The sequence below is a fragment of the Neoalteromonas facilis genome (assembly GCF_002807665.1).
GTDB classification, from domain to species: domain Bacteria; phylum Pseudomonadota; class Gammaproteobacteria; order Enterobacterales; family Alteromonadaceae; genus Alteromonas_E; species Alteromonas_E facilis.
This window is the reverse complement of sequence record NZ_PEAY01000003.1, coordinates 256,127-273,253: the sequence shown is the minus strand read 5'-3', so window position 1 is coordinate 273,253 and position 17,127 is coordinate 256,127. Positions and strand designations below refer to the sequence as shown.

The window sequence follows — 17,127 nt, the reverse complement described above, 5'->3', positions numbered from 1 at the left end:
TTGAAAGTAACCAATATACCGTTACGAAATGTAAAGGGCATCAATACATCGGATGCCCTTTTTTGTGCTAGCCACTAACGCTTATATAGCGCTTCCAATGTAACGGATGCCAATGCGTGAGCATTCACCATAAAACCCGCCACAGCAGACGAAGCACCTTCCGGGATATCCAACTTGTCAGATAAAGCAAATACGGTAAATTGATATCGATGAGCAATATGTCCTTCAGGTGGACATGCACCACCAAAGCCAACCGTGCCGTAATCATTCGTCTTTTGAAAACTGCCCTCGGGGATATTAGCCGAGTCGCTGCTACCCGCACCAGTAGCCAGTTCGGTTACCGAGGCTGGAATGTTGATCAGTTGCCAATGCCAAAATCCACTGCATGTCGGTGCGTCAGGATCAAAACAAAATACGGCATAGGCTTTAGTCCCCTCTGGCGCACCAGACCATGAAAGATGCGGGGAAACATTATCGCCGTCTCCACCAAACACATCGGCCTCATGGCGCTTACTCATAAATTCGCCATGCTTAATATCTCGACTTTCTATTGTCATGGTCCCTGGCATTACTGATTTCAATAAAGCTGTCATTGGTTATCCTCGTTGAGTCTTGACGACAAATCTGAAAATGGTCTTTGTTAGTATTTAGGTCACAGTAGTGACCGTCAAGTCGCAAACCCTCGCCAAGCTAAAAAATCGGCCAAGCAAGCTTGCCATTCGACTATCACAACGCAAAAGGTATATTTTGATATACCAATGTATGAGCCTGGTTATTTTTTAATCATTCAACATACGGTTTAATTCGTCTGGTCAAACACATTAACTTTTAATTAATTCGAGGAATTAACCATGTTGAAAATAGTTAAAACTTCTATCGCTATCGCTGCCGCTTCTTTCGTTTTCTCTGGTACAGCTCACGCTGACGTTAACGAGGCTTTGGCTAACATCTGTAATATCGTACAAGCTGACGACAAAGGTGAGCTTCGTAAGAAAATGAAAATGGTTCAGTCTGATTACAACCTTCGTTTATCTGACTACTACACAGGTGTTTCTTGTGGCGGTAACAGCCTTATCCGTACGGCTATCCTTAACAACGCGGTTGAAGCCGGTGAGTTGTTGGTGAAGAAAATGCCTAAGAGCGCGTTAAACNTTAACGAGGCTTTGGCTAACATCTGTAACATCGTACAAGCTGACGACAAAGGTGAGCTTCGTAAGAAAATGAAAATGGTTCAGTCTGATTACAACCTTCGTTTATCTGACTACTACACAGGTGTTTCATGTGGCGGTAACAGCCTTATCCGTACGGCAATCCTTAACAACGCGGTTGAAGCCGGTGAGTTGTTGGTGAAGAAAATGCCTAAGAGCGCGTTAAACGAGCCAGAAGCTGACGGTAAAACGCTTCAGGCGTGGATCACTGAGCAAGGCCTTGCTGCTAACCCAGTAGCGTCTGTTCTAGTGGAACGCATCTAAACCAAAGAATTCGGTAGCCCCGGCTACCACCATGTTTCAACATGGTCGGCAGAGAAATCTGCTTCCTCAGAAAGGCTCCTTCGGGAGCCTTTTTGTTTTACTCCATTTAATTGGCAATTTAAAAGCAATCGCTTTGCATACGTATGTTAAATGCTTTGGCTAATATTTGTGCTATACCTGTGGCATAGATTGATGTTCACTATGCGGAGCGATTAAAAGAATGTTGATAAAAGCATGCGTTACTCGCACACTTTTAATTGTGCTGTTCGCTGCGCATATCGCTTCATCGTTCGCAACCGTTGCTCATGCTGAGCCTTTTCGTCCCTCTAACCATTTTACGCCTGAACGCGGATGGATGAATGATCCTAACGGCATGGTTTACTACCAAGGGCAATACCACTTATTTTATCAATATTACCCCGATGATACTGTTTGGGGCCCCATGCACTGGGGACACGCCACATCAAAAGACTTAGTGAATTGGATACACCAACCTGTCGCGCTTGAGCCAGATAACCTTGGCTACATATTTTCGGGCAGTACCGTTGTAGATTGGGAAAATAGCAGTGGTTTAGGATCCAGAGATAATCCACCTTTGGTTGCTTTGTTTACCTACCATAATCCAGAGCGCGCGAAGCGAAATACTCGAGATCACGAATATCAAGGATTAGCCTACAGCGTTAATAACGGTCAAACATGGATAAAGCATGCTAAAAACCCTGTACTGCCAAACCCGGGAGGTTTACAAGATTTTCGCGACCCAAAAGTGTTTTGGCACAAAGCCAGTAACAAATGGGTGATGGCACTTTCGGTAACTGATCATGTTCAATTTTGGTCATCGCCTAACTTACTTGATTGGCACTACATGAGCAGTTTCGGCCAAAATGTAGGCGCACACGGCGGCGTATGGGAGTGCCCCGATCTGTTTGAGCTTCCCGTGCAAGGCACCAATCAAACAAAATGGGTTTTGCTATTGAACTTGAATCCAGGAGGTCCACAAGGAGGCTCTGGCGTACAATATTTTGTCGGAGACTTTGATGGCCAATCCTTTACGCTCGATAAATCCTTTGCCACAACCTTGCAACAGCAAACCGCTCTCTGGTTAGATGTCGGGAGTGACAATTATGCAGCGGTTTCATGGTCTGATATTCCTGAAACAGACGGCAGACGACTCATTATCGGATGGATGAGCAACTGGGATTACGCGCAACAAGTACCCACTCAACGTTGGCGTAGTGCGATGACTATTCCTAGAGAACTCGCGCTTGCTCACACTCAAAAAGGTTATCGTGTCGTCTCTCGCCCGGTACAAGAGTTAGCCGTTTTGCGACAGCCACCGCTACAGGTGACAGCAAAGGATTTGAACGATGACGGCAAATTGGCGCTTCCTCAAGCGATTAACCTGATGCGCAGTGAGTTCATTCTTGAGTTTAATCTAAAAGATAATGACTCAACGGTTGGTTTTTCGCTTTCTAACGAGCAAGGCGAGCACTTTCGCTTTAGTTATGATCGCCAGCTAAACACCTTTATCAGTGATAGAACCCACGCCGGTATTGCCGATTTTTCTGATACGTTTGCTCAACCGCACCGTGCAATACGCGAGGACAGTGAAAACGATAAACTCAAAATTCACGCATTTGTCGATAGTGCCTCTATCGAGCTTTTTATTGATAACGGTCTAACAACCGTAACCGAAACGTTTTTTCCACACACGCCTTATCAACATTTAACGATCGAAGGAGAGGAATCGTTCCAACACGCAAGCGTATTTGCGCTAAAACCAGCCCAATTTTCCGCCCGTTAGCCATCTCAGATAAAGCAATAAACCAATTGCGGTTTGGCCACCCCCTAGTATTGGCGGGCCATTGCAGTGATAAGGCTTATTTACGCAGATATTTTAAGTATTATTTAAAATACCTATGTATCACCCCGGCTGTTTTTTAATCACCCAACATGGGCTTTAATTCATCTCGTCAAACACATTAACTTTTAATTAATTCGAGGAATTAACCATGTTGAAAATAGTTAAAACTTCTATCGCTATCGCTGCAGCTTCTTTCGTTTTCTCTGGTACAGCTCACGCTGACGTTAACGAGGCTTTGGCTAACATCTGTAACATCGTACAAGCTGACGACAAAGGTGAGCTTCGTAAGAAAATGAAAATGGTTCAGTCTGATTACAACCTTCGTTTATCTGACTACTACACAGGTGTTTCTTGTGGCGGTAACAGCCTTATCCGTACGGCTATCCTTAACAACGCGGTTGAAGCCGGTGAGTTGTTGGTGAAGAAAATGCCTAAGAGCGCGTTAAACGAGCCAGAAGCTGACGGTAAGACACTTCAGGCGTGGATCACTGAGCAAGGCCTTGCTGCTAACCCAGTAGCGTCTGTTCTAGCGGAACGCATCTAAACCAAAGAATTCGGTAGCCTCGGCTACCACCATGTTTCAACATGGTCGGCAGAGAAATCTGCTTCCTCAGAAAGGCTCCTTCGGGAGCCTTTTTGTTTTGGCAAGCACACTGCCCCCGGATGTCGGCGCTTAAATTATCCATAATTTACGCGAATTAAACCGCATACTTTTAAACTATGCACTATAGTCAACCGTAGGAGTATGTGTATCTCATAAGTGTTCCACAAGGATCGTTATGCATGTTGATATAGAACTTAACAAATCATGGGCTTACGTATCTGCTGCGCTTAGGATTAGCCGGAAGCTTGGCAGTATTGCGTTGTTTGTAGGTTTGGTTGTTATGATTGGATACTCCCTCGGTATCTCATTCCTCTATCGCCCAATTGAAGCAGGCGTCGCAACTCACCCCATTAGCGGCTGCTTGATGATTTTATTAGGTGTATTGTTGTCACTGGATCTGAGACATCAATTCCACAAACCGGTTATTTTCATAGTGTGTTGTGCGGCGATCTTGATTTCAATTACGCCTGTCCTTGACCATGTATTAAATACATCATTGCGTGATTACATCACGCCGTTTTTAAATACGGTTGTAAATGAACGCTCCACGCAAAACTACAACGATATTGGTATCAACACAGCGATCATGATGCTGTGTTTAGCCAGCTCAGTATTGGCATTTCTTTTAAGACATGGACGTATCGCTCAAGGGCTTGCCTTATTAGCAGTGATGTTTCCGTTGCTAGCTATATACGGATACGCATTCTCGCTCACCGACTATTATGGCTATATGTCATTAACAACCGCTACTGGGGGTTTCTTATTATCTTTTAGTTTATTATGCCTCACCGCAGAATATGGCATTGTCAAGGCCATTTTAAGCCCCTATTTCGGTGGTCGCGTAGCCCGACTGCAAATTGTATTAATTATTTCGCTGACCCTCATTATTTCATTCTTATTTATTAAGACTATCCAAAGTGTTAGCGGCGACATCGTCGGTGCAATGTTTGCGGCTTTTTACTGGTTTATGCTGTGCTTAGTAGGATTGACTGCCGTTGCGATTGAAAAAGTTGATAAAAGTCGCCGTGAGAAGTCTGAAATGCTGATAAATCTAGCCTCTACCGATTTCCTAACAGGGTTATCCAATCGGCGTGATTTCTTTGAAGAAGCCGAATATCTAATGAGCCACAACAAACGCAGTAAAGAACAAATGTGGTGCCTATTTATTGATGCCGACAACTTTAAAAGCATCAACGATAACTATGGTCATGACATTGGCGACCATGTGCTGAGGCAAATCGCCAAAATTATCACGCGAAATATTAGAGAAACGGATATAGCCGCAAGATTAGGCGGAGAAGAATTTGCAATTTTACTCACTCACACAGACAGAAGCGGCGCGCTATCAGTAGCGGAATTGATAAGGCGCAGTATAGAAGAGTACTCATTTAATGACAGTGACGGAAATTCATTTTCTGTCACTGTTTCAATTGGAGTTAGCTTATTCAAGGTAACGGAGCACTTCAAACATGCATTGGCCGCAGCCGATAGAGCGCTTTATCTAGCCAAAAGCAGTGGTAAAAACACCATACAAAGCGCTGAGTAATAATCCGTGACTCTATTTTCAACCGTTTCAATACCTCTCAATTGAATGCGACTTCCCCTCTTCACTTTTACAACGCTGCAAACATTAACCTAAATTAAAACAAATAGTTAAATCTACTATCGAGTTGATCTAGTCAGTTAGATAATCCTTACCACATTGACCTTTGGTATTATTTCACATACCTACGTATACAGCTGGTTATTTTCTAAACAATTTAATTCGTGTTTAATTCGCGCCGTCAAAAACGCACTGTTAAATTTTACGAGGTTACAATCATGTTGAAAATCATCAAAACTACACTTGCTATCACTGCTGCTTCTTTTGTTTTTTCTGGTACGGCTCATGCTGACCTAAATGAAGCGTTAGCAAACATTTGTAATATCGTAGAGGCTGATGATAAAGGTGAATTGCGTAAAAAAATGAAGCTTGTTCAGTCTGACTTTAATCTACGTTTATCTGACTACTATGCAGGCGTATCTTGCGGTGGTAATAGCCTTATTCGCACTGCAATTTTAAACAATGCAGTAGAATCGGGTGAGTTATTAGTCAAGAAAATGTCTAAAAGCGCATTGAATGAACCAGAAGCTGATGGCAAAACACTACAAGCGTGGATTGCGGAGCAAGGATTGGCTGCAAGCCCAGTTGCGTCAGTACTAGCGGAACGCATCTAATTTAAAGAATTGGGTAGCGCTGCGCTACCACCATGTTTCAACATGGAAAGCGAGCATTGCTCGTGAGAAAGCTCCCAATTAGGGAGCTTTTTTTATCCCCTTTCCCCAAAATTGCAATACACTTAACTGCATATACATCTATATTGATTTTGAATTCCAAAGTTGGTTATGCTGTATTCCACAATATTTGTCGCTATGGACCGGCGCGTAAATGCGTAATGGGGTGTAGATGCAACGTAAAGTCCATCAGTCTGGTTTAGTAGGCATAATATTCGTCATCTTAATACAGACGCCTTTCAGTAGCGTCGTTGCCAGAGCAAACGACACGCTCAGTGTCAACTTCTGTGTCCCGAATGCTGATGTTTACCCCTTTTTTATATACCAAGATGCCACATTAACTGGCACAAACCCTGACATAATGAAACGTGTATTTCAGCAAGAGACGCTGTCAAACGTGAATCTTGAATTTGTACCCCGTCCTTGGAAACGCTGCGATATCGAACTTAAAGCGGGGACTGTAGATATGATCGTCGGCAGTTATCGAGAGAGTAGAGATTCTGTTGGCATTTATCCAAAAGAGATTGGCGCTCCCTATGACAAGGCCGTATTTTCTACCGTCGAAGTCTGTTTAACCACCTTAAACAATACTGCCCATATCGAAAAGGTTCGAGCTGGTCTGAATGGAGAAGATAAGCTCACCGTTGGCGTAGAAGCCGGTTTTTCACAGCAACACAAAGAAAATGTAGTGTTCGAATGGCTCGTCTTATACAACTACTTAGAAAAATTTCGGTTGCTTGAAAAAGGGCGCGTTGATGCCATTGCGCAAGTGTGCAGTATTGACAACACCCCGATCAAAACCAAAGCCGAGGATGCTGGTTTACAAAACATTATCACCCTCTATCCACCGTACTTATCAAGTGAAGGGTATGTGATTTTTAGTGAACAATTCATGGCTCAGCATGCGGACATTGCGAAAACAATATTAGATGAACTGGGGCGCATCGATAAACAGGCCATTTTCCAAAACTATAGGCCGTCACAACCCAGTCAAGAGTAGCCAATAGCACTAGCTAGGCACAAAACCATGCCTAGCCAGTCATTGAGTTACTAAGGCTTCAATACCATTTTACCGCGTACTGAACGGCCCATCACTTTTTCCAGGGCCAGTTTAGCATCGGCCAGTGGTATGCATTCATCGACGATAACTTTGACCTTGCCTTGAACGTACCATCCCAGCAACTCCTGCATGTTCTGGGCAAAGTCTTTTGGCTGATGCTGGGTAAATGAACCCCAAAACACCCCCATCACTGAATATCCTTTAACTAACGCTAAATTGACCGGAAACTCAGGGATCTCTCCACCTGCAAAACCAATCACAAGCAAACGTCCATTCCAGCCCATTGCCCGGCTACACGCATGGAACGTATCACCACCTACACATTCGTACACAACATCAGCGCCCTTTCCATCTGTGGCTGTCTTTATTGCTTCTTTAAGGTCTTGCTCGGTGTAATTGATAAGTACATCCGCACCGTTTTGCCTTGCCGTTTCTAACTTTTCCGCTGTCGAACAAACCGCAATAACTTTTGCGCCCATTAGCTTACCAATCTGAACAGCAGCCAATCCTGTACCACCTGCTGCGCCTGTTACAACAAGCGTTTCACCCGGTTTGATTTGCGCTCTTTGCTTCAATGCATGATGTGCAGTTGCATGGGCAGTAACCAAAGCCGCCGCTTCCGTAGAAGGAATTCCATCCGGTAACGGCATGATGTGGGTTTGTGGCACTAACACCTGCTCTGCATAACCACCCAGCATACACAACGCAATCACACGCTGCCCTACTTGCCACCCTTGTACACCCTCTCCTACCTCTATGATAGTGCCTGCAACTTCATTACCAGGTACAAAAGGTCGTTCAGGTCGCATTTGATACAACCCTTGAACCAGCAAGCCATCTGGGAAATTTACGCCAGCGGCCTCTACTTGCACAACAACGTGACCTTTCTTTGCTTTTAAGTCTTCGATGTCTTGGTACACCAAATCGTCAACTGGCCCAAATTCATTACACACAATGGCTTTCATTTTTATTGTTCCTCATCTATTAGTGTTACCGCATGTGCGGCCAGCGGACGCATCATCGCCTCCAGAGAAGCGGCTTGTTTATTTGACGCGTTGCCCATTTTTGATCGTTTTACAACGCCTTGAACGATGGAGGCTAAGCGGAAAAAACTAAATGCTAGGTAAAACGGCCAATTATCAATCTTCTCTATTCCTCGGCGTTTACAATATGCCTCGATATAGGCTTTCTCATCTGGAATACCCAATGCGTGTCTATCCAACCCACCTAATCCAGGCGCATGGCCCATATTGGAGGGTAAGCGCAATTGCATGCATTGATAGGCCAAATCGGCAAATGGATGTCCCAAGGTCGACAGCTCCCAATCCAGTACTGCAATCACGCTAGGTGAATCGTCAGCAAACATAAGATTGTCCATGCGGAAATCACCGTGAACAAGAGACACCTGTCCATCATCGTCTGGTAATTCCTGTGCTAACCATTTGATCAATCTTTCCATATCTTCGATATGTTCGGTTTCGGCAGCCCGATATTGTTTTGTCCAACGCTCTAATTGGCGAGCGAAGTAGTTACCGGGCTTACCGTAATCACTTAAGCCAACTGCTTGGATATCGACGTTGTGCAAGTCTGCCATGGTTTTATTCATCGCATCATACATGGCGCTGCGTTCTTCATTATTGGAAATCTCAGGCAATGCGCTATTCCAAAAAATACGCCCCTTTTTGAATTCCATGATGTAAAACATCGCGCCTAGTACATCGACGTCGGTGCAAAGGTGAATGGCATTTGGCACAGGCACCGGCGTTTGCTGCAATGCTGATATGACCTTAAATTCGCGATCAACTGCGTGAGCAGATTTCAACAATGTGCCAGGCGGTTGTCGCCTTAGCACATATTGTGTGCCTGAATCTGACGTTATAAGAAACGTAGGGTTTGACTGCCCACCACTGAACTTTTCAGCCCCCACGATCTGCCCGACATCAGGCGCATTCGCCGCCAAATAGGGGTTTAACTTCTCTAATGAGACCAGAGATTGACTATCCATAAGCTTACTTGCCCAGTGTTGCGCTTGTTTCTGCAATAAGATTCCGCCCTAGCTGCATCATATGAACCTGATCCGGTCCGTCAGCTAGCCTAACCGTACGCGCATAAGCGTAGGCAGCAGCCAAGGTTGTATCTTGACTAGTCCCCATTGCACCATGCATTTGAATAGCATTATCAATAACGTTACAGGCCATACGCGGGGCAACAATTTTTATCGCCGCAATAATATTTTTTGCGACTTTATTGCCGTACTTGTCCATGCTATCTGCTGCTTTTAATGTCAATAAACGCGCTTGCTCAATGTCGCAGTGCATCTGAGCAATAGTTTCGCGAACAGATTGTTGTTTACTCAAGGGCTGACCAAACGCCACACGCTGCTCAACCCGCAGACATGCTTCATCTAGGGCACGCTGAGCAACCCCAATCAATCGCATACAATGGTGGATACGACCCGGTCCCAAGCGTCCCTGAGCTATCTCAAAGCCTTTCCCTTCGCCAACCAATAAATTCTCTGCTGGCACTCGAACGTTTTCAAATAACACCTCTGCATGGCCGACTGGCTCATCATAAAAGCCCATAGCGGCCATTGGACGCACTACGGTCACCCCTGGTGTATTCATCGGAACCAGTATCTGGCTTTGTTGTTGATGGCGAGCGGCCGATTTATCTGTTTTGCCCATCACGATCATGATTTGGCAATTCTCATTCATAGCGCCACTGGTATACCATTTGCGGCCGGTAATGACGTATTCATCACCGTCGCGCGTGATATCAGTTTCAATATTTGTCGCATCAGAAGAGGCAACCGCCGGCTCTGTCATGGCAAACGCAGAACGAATTTTGCCTTCCAGTAATGGTACTAACCATTGTTGCTTGTGTGCCTCAGAGCCATACTTCGCGAGTACTTCCATATTGCCAGTATCGGGGGCACTACAATTGAAAATTTCAGCGCTCCAAGGCACTCGCCCCATAATTTCGCATAACGGTGCATACTCTAAGTTGGTCAACCCTGCACCATAGGGTTTATATTCCTCAGGTAAAAATAGATTCCATAGCCCAGCTTGTTGTGCTTTTAGCTTAAGCGAATCCATCATTTCAGGGGTTTTCCAGCGATTTTCGCCATGTTCAACGGCGTGAATGTATTCTTGCTCAATTGGATAAACATGTGCTTCCATAAACGCCTGCATTTTGGCGATCATGGCTTGCGTTCTTTCGGTGTAATCAAAGTTCATAAAGGCTCCTGTGACTGCGATTAACTATAGCTAATTGCAGACAATTTGCTTGGCGTTTCCAAGTGTGGAATCGCATTGAATTGGTGTAAATGTGCGCCGCTCTGATTGGCAAACAGGCGTGACACGCTGGTATTTCTTATCTGAAGGTTCAAATTCACCATAGTTGCGGCATTTGCCCCAACAACTTGACTGATCATCATGGCAATAGCACCGCCGGAGGTTGCCATCAAAATGCGCTTATGTGGGCTCGCGATCGCGGCTTCTAAAACAGCCATCACGCGCGATTGAAACTCGCTCCATGATTCGGGTAATGTGCTGTCGTTTAACTCACCTTCTGACCACGAAAGCATGGATTTTCGTAGCAACCGGTAAAACACTTCAGGTTTCGCATTCGCCTCAGGTTTTTCATCAGGATATAGAGTGACAAAGGCATCCGCCACGGCTTTAAAGTCAAACTCATTGAGACCGGGGTATACACCTATCTCATCGATATGAGCGTAATTTGCCGACACTTGATTGAGCCCCTGCACAATCCCGTCTGCCGTTTCCTTATGTCGCACCATATCACCGCGCCATATGCTATCTACCTCGGCATTGTTTGTGGCCAAATGCTCACCTAACCATTGCGATTGCTGGATACCCAATTCACTCAATTTGTCATAATTCGCTTTACCAAAAGAGGCCTGACCGTGACGCACTAAGATGATTTCAGCCATAATGTTAACTGTTAATATTTTGTAATTACCTGATGGTATGGATAAGTGTTATATAATTGTAATTAATTATTTTGATGAATTTTTATCACAGTAACTAATAATCAAGCAGCCCCCTATAAAGCAGTACCTGCACCCCACTTTATTGAATGAGATCAATATTTCGTTTGGTTATTTGGAATAAGATGTCAGCACATCAATCGCAAAGGTTTATGCAGTGTCTACATTATTCGATGAAAGTTTGATAGCAAAATACAATACCAGCGGCCCTCGCTATACGTCCTATCCGACGGCGTTGGAATTTGACGTAGAGCTGCCTGATAGTCCCCTGCACAATGCTGTTCTCACCAGCGCTGGCAATGCATTATCACTTTACGTTCACATTCCTTTCTGCCACCAGCTTTGCTATTACTGTGGGTGCAATAAAATCGTCACTCGTCACCAAGATAAGGCTGACCGATATTTAGATTATGTACAAAAGGAAATTGCCATAAACCACACATGGTTTGAGCATCAAAAAGTTGAGCAATGCCACCTGGGTGGCGGTACCCCAAGCTTTCTGACGCCTGAGCAAATGCAGCGCTTAGTCGCCATGTTAAAACAAGCCTACACATTCCATCCAGAATGCGAATTTAGCATTGAAATCGATCCTCGCAGTGTTGATGAAAGCTATCTAGCCATGCTAAAAGCTGAAGGATTCAATCGCATCAGCATTGGTGTCCAAGATGTTGATGAAAACGTTCAGGAGGCGATCAACCGCCGACAATCCACTGCTCATATCCAATCGCTGGTTAGAACAGCAAAGCAACTCGGATTTTCATCGGTAAATCTCGACTTAATTTACGGACTCCCCCACCAAACACAAGAGAGTTTCAAACAAACTCTAGACGCCACCTTGGAGATGGATCCTGAACGTATATCGCTATTTAGTTACGCTCATCTACCGTCTCGTTTTGCCGCTCAACGTAAAATTAAAGATGATTGGCTGCCTGCACCTCATGCCAAATTTGAGCTGATGAAATTAGCCATTGAAACATTAACTTCCGCTGGCTATGTCATGATCGGCATGGATCATTTTGCTAAACCAAACGATGAGCTTGCAGTGGCACAACAACAAGGAACGTTGCACCGAAACTTTCAGGGCTACACCACCCGCGCCGATCTGGACATGTTAGGCTTGGGCGTGTCGTCTATCAGTTTCATTGGTGATTGGTATTTGCAAAATGCCAAAACACTGAACGATTATTATGGCGCTTTGGATGAGCATCAATTGGCGATTGAAAAAGGCGTGGGTATTAGTACTGACGATGCCATAAGACGTGCAGTGATAATGTCGTTGATGTGCAACCTGAAGGTTGATAAGGAGATTATCAATCAAACTTACGAAATTGATTTTGACCACTATTTCAAGGCAGAAGTAGCACTGTTGCAACCGTTTATTGATGATGGTCTGGTGACGATTAGTAACAGTCAAATAAGCGTTGTCGCGAGTGCAAGACTATTGATCCGCACAATCTGCATGGTATTTGATGCCTACATGGGATTAGCGAAAAACCATCAACGCTTTTCCCGTGTTATCTGACAGTGTTTAAATCAATCAATGGGCTTTAAAGCAGGCAAAAAGTTTAATGCCTGCTTTGATGTCGTTCTGCTCAATAAATGATTGAGATACATTCACAAACAGTTGTTGTTGTGAATCAGCAATATCCAACTTAATCCGACAGCTTGCTTGCTGAATCTCTTCAATTTCTACAACCGTTACAGGCAATTGATTATGAAGACTACTACTCGGTAGAAAATCTTTTGATAGAGAGACATGCTCAGCGTTGATACTCAGTCTCACTCGTTGATGCCCTATACAGTAGGAACGGCTGTAGACCTGGTGTCCAGCCAGCTCAAATACTTTTGTTGGTTGGGGAAAACTGATTTCGTCGTTACTGGGGACATCGTCAACCTCAATGACACTGTATAGCATTGGCTCGCTGTTTGCCGTGATGTTTGGCAATGCACGACTTGATAGCCAAGTTGATAGTGATTTTGTAGGGCCAGCTTGCATTACCTCACCCTGATCCATCATCAGCATAAAATCAGACAGCAACGCTAATTCTTGAATGTCGTGTGACACCATGATCACACGAACACCCATGCTAGGTAGTTTAGCAATATAAAACAGTATTTTTTCACGCAACCGTTTATCTAAAGCCGATAATGATTCATCTAATAGCAAAGTCTTAGGCTGATGCAACAATGCCCTGACAATAGCCACCCGCTGCACTTCCCCGCCTGACAAAGTTTCAACCGGCTGATTCAACAATTCACCCAGTTCAAACCAATCAATTAAATGCGACTGAGATAATGCTTGTACTTCATTCTGCCCTGCCGGTAAACCCGCATGTCGAGCGGCAAATGCGAGGTTGTTTCTCACGTTTAAATGCGGCAATAAGTGCGTTCGTTGAAAAACGAGACTAAGGCGTGAATGTACTGCTCTGTCATCGTTATCAGGCCCTACTTTAATACGTCCGTCCATATCCTTTTCAAGACCAGCAATGCAGCGCAGCAAAGTCGTTTTTCCCGCACCTGAAGGACCATAAACACCAATAAAATCAGCTTCATCAGGAATACGACAATCAACACTCAGGAGTTGCTTTGCGTTTTTATGCAGGCGAACATTTATATCCATGAACGCCCTCGCACAGCATTGCGTTTATACAAAAAGGTCAGTAGCACAAACGAAAATATAAGCAGTAGTAAAGCTAATTGATGGGCACTTGCATAATCCATAGATTCAACATGATCAAATAATGCAATTGAGACCACGCGCGTTTCGCCTGGAATATTACCGCCAATCATCAGAACGACACCAAACTCGCCCAGAGTATGAGCAAAGCTCAATCCCATTGCCGTCACAAAACCTGGTTTCGTTAAAGGCAGTATGATCTCGCGCCAACATTGCAACTTAGTCAAACCGATCGTTTTAGCATATTCCAAATGTTGCTTTTCTAGTCCAGCAAACGCATTCACCAGCGGCTGCACAGCAAAAGGCAATGAATATATCACTGAGCCTACCAATATCCCCCAAAAGCTAAATGCCAACGTAGTCCCCGTTACTGACAACCAAGCATGGCCTAAGGCATAGTTTGGTGAAAACGCGACGAGTAAATAAAAACCTAGCACTGTCGGTGGCAAAACCAATGGCAATGCAATTACAGCATACACAACACTTTTCGCTCGACTTTGCCAGTGAACCAACCACCACGCTAGCGGCGTTGCAATCCCGATTAAGATAACGGTTGTCATGACAGCTAACTTCAATGTTAGCCATATTGACTGCCAATCCATCCCTTGCATCACTGACTGAATCCTCGATTATGCAGATCGGCACGCACACTATTTGAGAGCAAATACTCCGCCAGCGCAAAGGATTCTGCTTGGTATTTAGAGCGCTTCAAAACCACGAGCTGTTGTTCAATGGGTAAATACAGATGGGTCGGTAATAATACCACGCCTTGTTTATCCTTAACCAAATGATAGGCCACTAGACTGCGGCGGGCATTGCCAGAGTCTATGTATTGAACCGCCTGCATAACGTTATTCGCTTGTACTAATTGCGTGATGGCGTCAGTTTCAATGTCTAAATGCTGCAATACCTGCAGCGCAGCTGCTCCATATGGCGCCGTAATCACGTTCGCGATCACCAAACGTTCAGAGCTGCGTAACCAATGTGCTATTTGTGCTTCTTCTAAACTGCTGGGTAGTCCATCCTGTGACCAAATCGCTAACAGCCCTTGTGCATAGGTCACACGGCTATTGGGTGCGATAAGGTCTTTTTGTTCAAGTGCTGCAGGACGCTTTGTGTCGGCAGCCAAAAACAGGTCAAATGGCGCACCGTGTATAATTTGAGCATATAGCGCACCAGTGGAGCCTATCGAAATTTCAATAGTAATCTCTCGCTGTTGAGTAAAACGGCTAAAAATGTCGTTCGCAACAGGCGCAAAATTGGCTGCTACCGCGACTCTAAGCGTTTCAGCTTGGGCCAAGGAAATATTCAACACACAGATTAATGGCAAAAGCCAAACCCAAAACTTTACCATTTACTTGCCGCTTGCTTGTCCGATCCTTTCATCGAGACCCAATCACTCTCTCCGCTCTGATAGTTCTCTTTCTTCCACAACGGCACGTCGGTTTTCAACCGATCCATAACAAACATAGTGGCATCAAACGCATCTTTTCGGTGCTGAGTCGCACATCCTACATAGACAATTTGCTCATTGGCAAGAATATGCCCCACCCTGTGGATTAACATAATCGCATTCAATGAAAAACGCCTTTTCGCTTGCTCTGCCAACTGTCTAAGCGCAGGTAGGGTCATTTCGGGATAATGTTCAAGATACAAAGACTCTATACGTCGTTCATTATGCATATCTCGAACCAGTCCAGAGAAGCTGACAATTGCGCCTGTTCCGGCAGCTTGTCTTAACCATTGATAACACTTCTCGATATCAAAATCCGTTGGCTGGACACTGACTTGGATCATAGGCTATCCCCCGGTTACAGGAGGCAACAATGCTAACTCGTCACCCGACTGAAGGCTATGCTCCATTCCGACTAACTTATGGTTAACGGCACAGAGCAACTGGCCCACTTGAACGTGCTCGGCTATGGCTGGGTTTTGCTGATATAAACCGTTTAATACATCTTCAACACGGCTGCCCGTTGCACATGTGAACTGCATGCTGTCGATGCCAAGGCGCTCACGAAAAAGCGCAAAAAATCGAACTTGAATGTCAATCATGCGGCGTCCAATGCCCCGACTTTCCGCCCTGTTTTTCTAGTACTCGGATCCCATCAATTGTCATGTCCGCCTGTACCGCTTTACACATATCAAATAAGGTTAAAGCGGCAACGCTGACTGCCGTCAGTGCTTCCATTTCAACACCGGTTTTGCCCGACAACTTACATTCACTTTCAATGCGAATACGCTGTCTTTCATGTTCAAAGGTAAATCGAACATCCACCTTAGTTAACGCCAGCGGATGGCACAATGGGATCAAGTCACTGGTGCGCTTCGCGGCTTGAATACCCGCAATGCGAGCCACTCCCAATACGTCCCCTTTAGCCATAGCGTTTGCCTCGACAAGCTGAAGTGTGTCAGGCGACATATGAACATACCCTTCTGCTATGGCGATTCGCAGCGAGTCGGCCTTGTCCGAGACATCGACCATTCTGGCTTGACCCTGTTCATCAGTATGAGAAAACGCCATGTATTAATGCTCTCCCTTGCCCGTCATTAAATGGTTAACAAAATTACACGGCTTATGTGTACTATCCAGTTGCTGTTCAATTATATTGCTCCAACCGGTTTTACATGCGCCCGTTGAGCCTGGCAAACAAAAAATGACGGTATGATTAGCAAAACCAGCAATCGCCCTTGACTGAATAGTCGAGCTGCCTATCTCATCAAACGATATCGCACGAAAAAGCTCACCAAAGCCTTCTACCTGCTTGTCGAATAACACGCTTACAGCTTCAGGGGTAGAATCACGCGAACCAAACCCAGTACCACCGTTTATCACAATTGCGTGGATCTGACTGTCAGCTATCCACTTAGAAATAACCGCTCGAATCGCGTAAATATCATCTTTAACGATACACTTGTCACTGTTGTTATGACCCGCGTCAGCAATTGCCTGGCACAAGAAAGCACCGGAGCGGTCTGATAACTCATCTCGAGTATCAGATACCGTTAATACTGCAATATTGAGTGAATGTTTATCCACAATGCTCTCTCTTATCGTTGTTCAGCGTGTTTTTATCGTAAAGTGCCCAAAAGCTCAACCCACGCCAGCAGAGATCCGTCGCCTGTACGATGACGAACATACAAAAGCGCAGTACTATAACCCTATA

General features: G+C 44.8%; 19 protein-coding genes. 7 read left to right on the top strand and 12 right to left on the bottom strand.

Annotated elements, in window-relative coordinates; genetic code table 11:
- Positions 1-74 precede the first annotated feature (74 nt).
- Positions 75-593 carry a YbhB/YbcL family Raf kinase inhibitor-like protein gene (locus CSH93_RS09580; protein WP_100643023.1) on the bottom strand — a complete coding sequence of 173 codons (519 nt, stop codon included), beginning with the start codon at positions 591-593 and terminating at the stop codon, positions 75-77.
- Between the two features lie 258 nt (positions 594-851).
- Here CSH93_RS09580 and CSH93_RS18215 point away from each other — a divergent pair, with 258 nt between their 5' ends.
- The 6 genes from CSH93_RS18215 (at position 852) to CSH93_RS09550 (ending at position 7,214) form a co-directional block, all read left to right on the top strand.
- The gene (locus tag CSH93_RS18215; protein ID WP_100643022.1) at positions 852-1,472 is read left to right on the top strand and encodes a DUF3718 domain-containing protein; all 621 of its coding nucleotides are present in this window, start codon (positions 852-854) and stop codon (positions 1,470-1,472) included.
- A gap of 220 nt (positions 1,473-1,692) precedes the next feature.
- On the top strand, positions 1,693-3,276 hold the full coding sequence (locus tag CSH93_RS09570; RefSeq protein WP_100643021.1) for a glycoside hydrolase family 32 protein: 1,584 nt from the start codon (positions 1,693-1,695) through the stop codon (positions 3,274-3,276).
- Positions 3,277-3,484: 208 nt separating this feature from the next.
- The gene (locus tag CSH93_RS09565) at positions 3,485-3,880 is read left to right on the top strand and encodes a DUF3718 domain-containing protein (RefSeq protein ID WP_100643020.1); all 396 of its coding nucleotides are present in this window, start codon (positions 3,485-3,487) and stop codon (positions 3,878-3,880) included.
- A 235-nt stretch (positions 3,881-4,115) separates the two neighbouring features.
- Positions 4,116-5,486 (top strand): GGDEF domain-containing protein, encoded by a 1,371-nt coding sequence (locus tag CSH93_RS09560; protein WP_100643019.1) that lies wholly within the window; start codon positions 4,116-4,118, stop codon positions 5,484-5,486.
- A 275-nt stretch (positions 5,487-5,761) separates the two neighbouring features.
- A complete protein-coding gene (locus tag CSH93_RS09555) occupies positions 5,762-6,157 on the top strand; it encodes a DUF3718 domain-containing protein (RefSeq protein WP_100643018.1) in 396 nt (131 codons plus the stop codon).
- Positions 6,158-6,386: 229 nt separating this feature from the next.
- Positions 6,387-7,214 carry a substrate-binding periplasmic protein gene (locus CSH93_RS09550; protein WP_100643017.1) on the top strand — a complete coding sequence of 276 codons (828 nt, stop codon included), beginning with the start codon at positions 6,387-6,389 and terminating at the stop codon, positions 7,212-7,214.
- Positions 7,215-7,264: 50 nt separating this feature from the next.
- Here the strand turns inward: CSH93_RS09550 and CSH93_RS09545 are convergent, their stop codons facing one another.
- From CSH93_RS09545 to CSH93_RS09530, 4 genes are read right to left on the bottom strand one after another with little or no spacing between them, the layout of a single operon-like run.
- A complete protein-coding gene (locus tag CSH93_RS09545; protein ID WP_100643016.1) occupies positions 7,265-8,239 on the bottom strand; it encodes an NADPH:quinone oxidoreductase family protein in 975 nt (324 codons plus the stop codon).
- Positions 8,240-8,241: 2 nt separating this feature from the next.
- The gene (locus tag CSH93_RS09540) at positions 8,242-9,279 is read right to left on the bottom strand and encodes a phosphotransferase family protein (protein ID WP_100643378.1); all 1,038 of its coding nucleotides are present in this window, start codon (positions 9,277-9,279) and stop codon (positions 8,242-8,244) included.
- 4 nt (positions 9,280-9,283) lie between these two features.
- Positions 9,284-10,510 carry an acyl-CoA dehydrogenase family protein gene (locus CSH93_RS09535; protein WP_100643015.1) on the bottom strand — a complete coding sequence of 409 codons (1,227 nt, stop codon included), beginning with the start codon at positions 10,508-10,510 and terminating at the stop codon, positions 9,284-9,286.
- 20 nt (positions 10,511-10,530) lie between these two features.
- A complete protein-coding gene (locus CSH93_RS09530) occupies positions 10,531-11,226 on the bottom strand; it encodes a histidine phosphatase family protein (protein ID WP_100643014.1) in 696 nt (231 codons plus the stop codon).
- A 238-nt stretch (positions 11,227-11,464) separates the two neighbouring features.
- Here CSH93_RS09530 and hemN point away from each other — a divergent pair, with 238 nt between their 5' ends.
- Positions 11,465-12,805, top strand: a complete 1,341-nt coding sequence (gene hemN / locus CSH93_RS09525) for an oxygen-independent coproporphyrinogen III oxidase (protein ID WP_164078355.1) — start codon at positions 11,465-11,467, stop codon at positions 12,803-12,805.
- A gap of 15 nt (positions 12,806-12,820) precedes the next feature.
- On the opposite strand, the gene CSH93_RS09520 is transcribed toward hemN, so the two are convergent.
- Genes CSH93_RS09520 through moaB form a run of 7 tightly spaced genes read right to left on the bottom strand, consistent with a single transcriptional unit; the run spans position 12,821 to position 17,000 of the window.
- Positions 12,821-13,903 carry an ATP-binding cassette domain-containing protein gene (locus CSH93_RS09520; RefSeq protein ID WP_100643012.1) on the bottom strand — a complete coding sequence of 361 codons (1,083 nt, stop codon included), beginning with the start codon at positions 13,901-13,903 and terminating at the stop codon, positions 12,821-12,823.
- A complete protein-coding gene (modB, locus tag CSH93_RS09515) occupies positions 13,894-14,571 on the bottom strand; it encodes a molybdate ABC transporter permease subunit (RefSeq protein ID WP_100643011.1) in 678 nt (225 codons plus the stop codon). Before modB ends, CSH93_RS09520 begins: the two co-directional genes overlap by 10 nt.
- Entirely contained in the window at positions 14,571-15,314 is a 744-nt protein-coding gene (gene modA, locus CSH93_RS09510) for a molybdate ABC transporter substrate-binding protein (protein WP_100643010.1), read from the bottom strand. The genes modB and modA overlap by 1 nt, the downstream gene beginning before the upstream one ends.
- Positions 15,308-15,757, bottom strand: coding sequence for a molybdenum cofactor biosynthesis protein MoaE (locus CSH93_RS09505; RefSeq protein ID WP_240615561.1), 450 nt, complete (start codon positions 15,755-15,757; stop codon positions 15,308-15,310). Before CSH93_RS09505 ends, modA begins: the two co-directional genes overlap by 7 nt.
- 3 nt (positions 15,758-15,760) lie before the next feature.
- A complete protein-coding gene (locus CSH93_RS09500) occupies positions 15,761-16,015 on the bottom strand; it encodes a MoaD/ThiS family protein (protein WP_100643009.1) in 255 nt (84 codons plus the stop codon).
- Complete coding sequence (moaC, locus tag CSH93_RS09495) at positions 16,008-16,484, bottom strand: cyclic pyranopterin monophosphate synthase MoaC (protein ID WP_100643008.1); 477 nt, start codon at positions 16,482-16,484, stop codon at positions 16,008-16,010. The genes CSH93_RS09500 and moaC overlap by 8 nt, the downstream gene beginning before the upstream one ends.
- A 3-nt stretch (positions 16,485-16,487) precedes the next feature.
- The gene (gene moaB / locus CSH93_RS09490) at positions 16,488-17,000 is read right to left on the bottom strand and encodes a molybdenum cofactor biosynthesis protein B (protein WP_420807251.1); all 513 of its coding nucleotides are present in this window, start codon (positions 16,998-17,000) and stop codon (positions 16,488-16,490) included.
- Positions 17,001-17,127 lie beyond the last annotated feature (127 nt).

Coding starts and splice junctions, on each gene's coding strand:
- CSH93_RS09545 (WP_100643016.1), bottom strand. CDS start 8,239: ATGAAAGCCATTGTGTGTAATGAATTTGGGCCAGTTGACGATTTGGTG.
- modB (WP_100643011.1), bottom strand. CDS start 14,571: ATGCAAGGGATGGATTGGCAGTCAATATGGCTAACATTGAAGTTAGCT.
- CSH93_RS09560 (WP_100643019.1), top strand. CDS start 4,116: ATGCATGTTGATATAGAACTTAACAAATCATGGGCTTACGTATCTGCT.
- CSH93_RS09555 (WP_100643018.1), top strand. CDS start 5,762: ATGTTGAAAATCATCAAAACTACACTTGCTATCACTGCTGCTTCTTTT.
- CSH93_RS09500 (WP_100643009.1), bottom strand. CDS start 16,015: ATGATTGACATTCAAGTTCGATTTTTTGCGCTTTTTCGTGAGCGCCTT.
- CSH93_RS09535 (WP_100643015.1), bottom strand. CDS start 10,510: ATGAACTTTGATTACACCGAAAGAACGCAAGCCATGATCGCCAAAATG.
- CSH93_RS09550 (WP_100643017.1), top strand. CDS start 6,387: ATGCAACGTAAAGTCCATCAGTCTGGTTTAGTAGGCATAATATTCGTC.
- CSH93_RS09565 (WP_100643020.1), top strand. CDS start 3,485: ATGTTGAAAATAGTTAAAACTTCTATCGCTATCGCTGCAGCTTCTTTC.
- CSH93_RS09505 (WP_240615561.1), bottom strand. CDS start 15,757: ATGATCCAAGTCAGTGTCCAGCCAACGGATTTTGATATCGAGAAGTGT.
- CSH93_RS09570 (WP_100643021.1), top strand. CDS start 1,693: ATGTTGATAAAAGCATGCGTTACTCGCACACTTTTAATTGTGCTGTTC.
- CSH93_RS09520 (WP_100643012.1), bottom strand. CDS start 13,903: ATGGATATAAATGTTCGCCTGCATAAAAACGCAAAGCAACTCCTGAGT.
- modA (WP_100643010.1), bottom strand. CDS start 15,314: ATGGTAAAGTTTTGGGTTTGGCTTTTGCCATTAATCTGTGTGTTGAAT.
- CSH93_RS09530 (WP_100643014.1), bottom strand. CDS start 11,226: ATGGCTGAAATCATCTTAGTGCGTCACGGTCAGGCCTCTTTTGGTAAA.
- moaC (WP_100643008.1), bottom strand. CDS start 16,484: ATGGCGTTTTCTCATACTGATGAACAGGGTCAAGCCAGAATGGTCGAT.
- CSH93_RS09580 (WP_100643023.1), bottom strand. CDS start 593: ATGACAGCTTTATTGAAATCAGTAATGCCAGGGACCATGACAATAGAA.
- CSH93_RS09540 (WP_100643378.1), bottom strand. CDS start 9,279: ATGGATAGTCAATCTCTGGTCTCATTAGAGAAGTTAAACCCCTATTTG.